Source organism: Bartonella sp. AP1QHHD, assembly GCF_042196265.1.
In the GTDB taxonomy this organism is placed as follows: Bacteria; Pseudomonadota; Alphaproteobacteria; order Rhizobiales; family Rhizobiaceae; genus Bartonella.
The window spans coordinates 1-3,785 of the sequence record NZ_JBHIPW010000082.1; the positions used below are offsets into that span (position 1 = coordinate 1).

General features: G+C 39.2%; 5 protein-coding genes and 1 pseudogene. All 6 read right to left on the reverse strand.

Annotated elements, in window-relative coordinates; all coding sequences use genetic code 11:
* Window positions 1–139: 139 nt before the first annotated feature.
* The gene (locus ACFIME_RS07155) at window positions 140–595 is read right to left on the reverse strand and encodes a hypothetical protein (protein ID WP_375684718.1); all 456 of its coding nucleotides are present in this window, start codon (window positions 593–595) and stop codon (window positions 140–142) included.
* Window positions 592–1,153: pseudogene (locus ACFIME_RS07160) on the reverse strand (hypothetical protein). The gene ACFIME_RS07155 and the pseudogene ACFIME_RS07160 overlap by 4 nt, the downstream one beginning before the upstream one ends.
* Entirely contained in the window at window positions 1,150–1,728 is a 579-nt protein-coding gene (locus ACFIME_RS07165) for a hypothetical protein (RefSeq protein ID WP_375684719.1), read from the reverse strand. The pseudogene ACFIME_RS07160 and the gene ACFIME_RS07165 overlap by 4 nt, the downstream one beginning before the upstream one ends.
* A gap of 111 nt (window positions 1,729–1,839) precedes the next feature.
* The gene (locus ACFIME_RS07170; RefSeq protein WP_375684720.1) at window positions 1,840–2,463 is read right to left on the reverse strand and encodes a lambda exonuclease family protein; all 624 of its coding nucleotides are present in this window, start codon (window positions 2,461–2,463) and stop codon (window positions 1,840–1,842) included.
* A gap of 1 nt (window position 2,464) precedes the next feature.
* Window positions 2,465–3,271, reverse strand: a complete 807-nt coding sequence (locus ACFIME_RS07175) for an ERF family protein (RefSeq protein WP_375684721.1) — start codon at window positions 3,269–3,271, stop codon at window positions 2,465–2,467.
* Between the two features lie 144 nt (window positions 3,272–3,415).
* Window positions 3,416–3,785, reverse strand: a 370-nt coding sequence (locus ACFIME_RS07180; protein ID WP_375684722.1) for a phage antirepressor KilAC domain-containing protein, incomplete at its 5' end; no start/stop codon positions are given.

Here is a 3,785-nt window from a genome sequence, read left to right on the forward strand (position 1 = left end):
TTTTAGCTTCTCTTAAAGCACGAGCAATAGCTGGTTGCGTGATAGTAGGTGGGCGGTGTGGCATGTTTATTCCCCTTCATTTTAGATGTAATTCACTCGTGGCGTGAATCACGCTGGTGTTAAAATTTTGTTTGTGTTGCTAGAAAGGAATGTCGTCTTTTGCTGAAGAGTCGCCGTTCTGGGCGGTCATAGTTCGTTTACAAGCTTCTGAATTATCATAAATTTTTGTATCGCCATAAATTCTTGAATCATTATCGATAACCACATTTCCATAAATTTCTACGCTTCCAAAAATATGACCTCTATATATTTTGACGTTATTATAAATTTTTGCATTTCCAAAAATCTCTGCACTATAAGCAACTTGTGCGTTATCAAAAACCTTAGTGCTATCGTAAATATTGGCAAACAAATACGCCTTGGCATCATTATAAATCCAACAATCGTTTTCATGACTTAAATTGTCTTCATGCTCTATAAAGCCGCCAAGATCACCTGCCTTTACATCTCCAAAGTCTTTCAATGCACGGATGCGGTAAAGCGTAATGTATCCATCAAACTCAATTGTTTCATCAGTAAGTTCGTATTTTCTCATCTGGTTTTTTCTCTAGTTGAGATTCTTCTATCGCCATCAATCCAGTCGTCCCAACATACACATGCTTCACCGTAAATTTTTGCATGACCGTAAACATGCGCATCACCGTAAACATGCGCATCACCGTAAACTTGCGCATTGCCGTAAACACGCGCCCCATCGTAAATGTATGCCTCACCGTAAACTTGTGCATTGCCATAAACTTCTGCATTATCAAAAACGTGCGGTTCACCGCAAATATATGCATCACCGTAAACTTCTGCATGACCGTAAATGCATGGTTCATCGAAAACTTCTGCTTTGCCATAAATACGAGAATTGTCGTAAACCTCGGCATAACCGTAAACATGTGCATTTTCGTAAACCTTAGCATCATCATAAACCTTGGCATAACCCCCAACCCAGCAATTGCCATCATGACTTAGATTGTCTTCTTTCTCGATATAGCCGCCAAGATCACCTTTCTTGACGTCCTCCAAATCTTCTCAATGCACGAATGCGGCGGAGCGTTTTGCGCCCAACTTCGATTGTTTCATCAGTCAGTTCATATTTTTTCATCTGGTCTTTTCTCCAGTTGATATGGCGTTATAGTCATCAACGTGTGCGCTACGGTAAACTTCTGCATCACCGTAAACTTTTGCTTCTCCGTAAATTTCTGCCTTATCGTAAACACGTGCTTCATCGTAAACTTTTGCACGCCCATGAACATGTGCATTGCCAAAAACCAAGGCATCACCAAAAACCTTGGCATAACCATAAACCTCTGCATTATGGGAAACGCATGCCTCACCGTAAACTTCTGCATAATCATAAATTTTAGCATCACCATAAATTCTTGCACTATCGCCTACATGTCCGTCTTTAATTTTTGCATTGCCATAAACTTCTGCTTTATCGGAAACGTATGCATAACCGTAAACATGTGCATTGCCATAAACACGGGCATCTCCAAAAACACAAGCCTTATACCAAATCCAACAATTGCCCTCATGGGATAAGTTGCCTTCATGCTCTATAAGACCGCCTAGGCTGCCTGCTTTAATACCACCAAAGTCTCGTAAGGCACGAATGCGGTGGAGAGTTTTGCCATCAACCTCAGTTGTTTCATCAGTCAGTTCATATTTATTTTCCATGGTTTATTTCCTTGATTTGCGTACAATCCACCCGTAGCGTGAATCACGCATGTGTTAAAAGTTGTTAGTAAATGGGTGGGGGTGCTGGGAGGAGAGAGCACCCCCATATGTTTAAGCAGCTTTTGCCAAAATCTTTTGCATCTCTTGTTCTATTTCCCCTAAAAAGATTTCGACCGCTTTATTAATCTCTTCAATGTGTTTCTCATCACGGAAGATGCGTTTGACTTTCATTCTCAAACCAGTAGATTTGCCTACAAAGTTTGGATTATAGCTCATGAAATGACACCATTTTCGTCCTGTACAAGCCATTTGGAATTGCATTTGTGCGTGATATTCAGGCTTGATTTCGTCATATATAAAGAAGCGCAAATGCGTGGTTGATTGTGGACATTTGACTTCAATTAAACCGTCCTCTCCAATGAACCCATCAGGACTTGCACCCGCCATTTTCATTTTTGGGTGTGGGATAAACCCGCATCTTGTGACTTCTGCGTCATAAATGAATTCATATTCTCTCAAGGCATTCTCTTCATGTTCAATGCCCCATTGCATAGCCGCTGTTGTATAAGATTGGCTTATTTCACCTATTAAGCGTTCTGTCATGAGTTTGATTTTGTAGTCTTCATATTTGCTGGTAGGCAAACCTTTTGCTGTCTTACTGAGTACGTTGTAAACGTTTGAAGCAGTGACTTTACCCAAGCGCGCTTGAAACCATTCTGCTGTTCTTTGTTCCATCTCACACCGCCGTTTGTTGTTGAGTTGGTGCATATTCAATATCTTGTATAGGTGCATCTAATTGCTCTTGTTGTGCTTTATTCATTTGCTTTCGTTGCTTTTTTTTCAAAGAAAACAAAGCGATTTGTGCTTGTTTATAAGACATATCTGTTAGATTTTTTGCTCCTACGAAAGAGATAAGCTTACTTTCTTCAGATTGTGTTTTTTTAATTAATTCTTTGATTTCATTCATCTGTTCAGGAGAGATACCTGCAAGAAGCGTGTTGCCATCTGTATCGTCTTCTTTTCTTGCGACATTAAGAAGCATGCCTAAGAGATATCTACGTGCGTAGGTGAGAGTAGAACCAACCGATTGTATATTTGATTTGCATCCTTTAGTGTCATAAGGAAACTTTCCTTCTGTTGAGATTTTATTTCCAGACGGATGCGTCAAAGTCATTTCTATAATTATATTGTCTGAATTCTGTTCTTTGATACGAGAAAACAAAGCAAATCGGTGTTTTGCAAGAGTGTTTTTTACAGCATCAATGTACTGGTCAAGGGTTGCATATTGGCTGTTTGTATGGGTGTTTGTAGAGTTTTTTTGTATTTTTTGATATTCTATTTGCATATTCGAAAGATCACTGGCAAATCTTTCGTAGTTTTGTCGTTCTATTTCTTTTTCTCGTAAGGCAATGAGACGCTCGAGACGGTCCATATCGACGTCATTTTCTAAGGCTCTATTTAAAATGCGTTCCATAGCAGTTTGTTCGACGGCTAAATGATGTGTTTCTTCAATTTCTGTTAGGTTAGTGTTTTGTTCACTCATCTTGATTTCCTCCTATTTGAGCGCAATTCCCCCGTGGCGTGAATCACGCTGGTGTTTAAAAGTTGGTTGTGTGGTTAGAAACGGCTTATAGAGATACTATAAGATTAGTAGTTCGTATTTCTTTTTTATCATAATAACCTCCTCTTAATGCATGCTTTGTTTTTTAAGCTCTTGAGACAGCACACCAATTCCTTTTGCTGTGATTTTTGCGCAAGGAATGACCTTTTCTATTCCACTTGCGGTTTGAAGTGTGATGGTTGGACAATCCATAAGTTGCTTTTGGATTTTGTCTTGATAAGGAAGCAAATTTCCACCTGCTGCTCGTCTGTAAATCCAACCTTTTTGCTGTAAGAATTGAATGAATTGTTTTGGTTGCATCTCGAGTATTTTAGCGGCTTCTGTAAGACCAAAAAGCCCGTCATGACGTTGTAAACTTTCAAGAGCCATTGCCTTTGGTTTTAAATTTGCAATAATGTTATCTTTTTGTTCATTTTCATTTTTGAGATACGTTAAA